Source organism: Azotobacter beijerinckii, from assembly GCF_900110885.1.
GTDB classification, from domain to species: Bacteria; Pseudomonadota; Gammaproteobacteria; order Pseudomonadales; family Pseudomonadaceae; genus Azotobacter; species Azotobacter beijerinckii.
Window position 1 is genome coordinate 1 of the sequence record NZ_FOFJ01000159.1, and the last position, 1,571, is coordinate 1,571.

Genomic DNA, 1,571 nt, shown 5'->3' on the forward strand with positions numbered 1-1,571 from the left:
CGCTCGATCAGCGAGGACACCACGTAGTCGTTGTACAGCACGGCATTGTCGTAGCTGTTGTAGGTCGGCAACTGGTCGTCGGTGACGCTGGCCGGTACGCCGCTGCGGTCGGTGAAGTGATCGAACTCATCCGGATAGCGGTAGTGGTAACGCATGTGGGTGCCCAGCAGATGCACCACCACGAACTTGCGCGGCGCGTCGTCGGCCAGCACCTTGGCAAAAGGGTCAAGCACGTCGCCATCATACTGGCTGGTGGTGTTCTGATCGCGGTTATTGTTCAGGTAGAACTGCTCGTCCGCCTGCTTGGAGAAGGTGGTAAGCATGGTGTTGCGCTTGGTCATGGTCTGCTGGTTGGTAATCCAGTAGGTCTTGTAGCCGGCCTGCTTCATCACGCTGACCAACGAGGGCGTGCTCAGGTAGAGATTCGGGTGCTCTTGGTCGGCAAACGTCAGCACCTGCTGCAACGCCTCGATGGTGTAGGGACGTGGGGTCACCACGTTGTCGAACACCTGCAACTCGCCGCGCAGCTTGTCGAGATTGGGCGTGGTCGGCCGCGAATAGCCGTAGAGACTCAGACGCTGGCGGTTGGTCGACTCGCCGATGACCAGCACCAGGGTCGAAGGCTGCCCGGCATGGGCATCGACCAGGTTCTTCAGCGGCGGAATCTGCTCTTGGCTGGCCAGCAGGTTCTCCATGTTCCCCAGCTGCCGACGGTACTGGTGATAGCCGACCGCCAGCTGCCAGGGCGAGGCCACTTCGATATTCTCCTCGAACTCGTCCACAGCCCTCTGCAGGTCATCACGCTTGATGTACTGGCGCACCGCCTCGTAGCCCATCGACAGGCCGAGCAGCAGCAGGCAGGCAACGAGTGTCATCTGGCGTGGCAGATAGACCGGGCGCACCTTGCGCCACAGCAGCCAACCGCCCAGTCCGTAGGCAACAGCGGCGAACACGATCGACCAAGAAAAGTAATGCCCCAGATATTCGGTCGCCTCGCTCACGTTCGACTCGAACATGATGAAGATGACGCTCTGGGAGAACTCTTGGCCATACACCAGGAAATAGCCGAAGCCGGACAGAGAGCACAACCATAGAATTGTGCCGATCACCCCGGCGAGCAACCTCGTCCGCGCGGGAAACAGCAGCAGCGGTATCAGCCACAGGGCGCTGGCCATTGAGGCCTGGCGCAAGCCCTGAAGTCCGGCGACTCCCGAAAGCGCAATCAGCGTCTGGGTAACCCCGGAGAAGTACCAGAAAAACAGAAACATCCAGCCGAGCCCGGCCCAGTCGATCCCAATGCGCCCGGCGGGTGCAGATTTCGTCGTTGCCATGAGTTCCTCAATTACTACGTGCCGATGCCGGAATTGCTCCGATCTGGCTCAAACTATGCCACAGGCCCGGTGAAATTCGTGTCAGTCACGCCGGACGGTAGACTCGGAAGTTGCTGATAATGAATGGCTTCTGCTGGCGGTATGTTGGTAAGTGATCCATGAACCCCGTCTGTTAACGGCCGAGCCGGTCTTTTACAGTGGCGCCGTCGGAGTGCAGTTCCACGGCAGCAGCGCCTCGTA

Annotated in this window: 1 protein-coding gene; it reads right to left on the reverse strand. The window is 59.9% G+C overall.

Annotation, left to right across the window (positions count from 1 at the left end; translation table 11 throughout):
- On the reverse strand, window positions 1–1,331 hold a 1,331-nt coding region (gene cptA, locus BMY22_RS23325; RefSeq protein WP_090625710.1), incomplete at its 3' end, for a phosphoethanolamine transferase CptA.
- Between the last annotated feature and the right edge of the window lie 240 nt (window positions 1,332–1,571).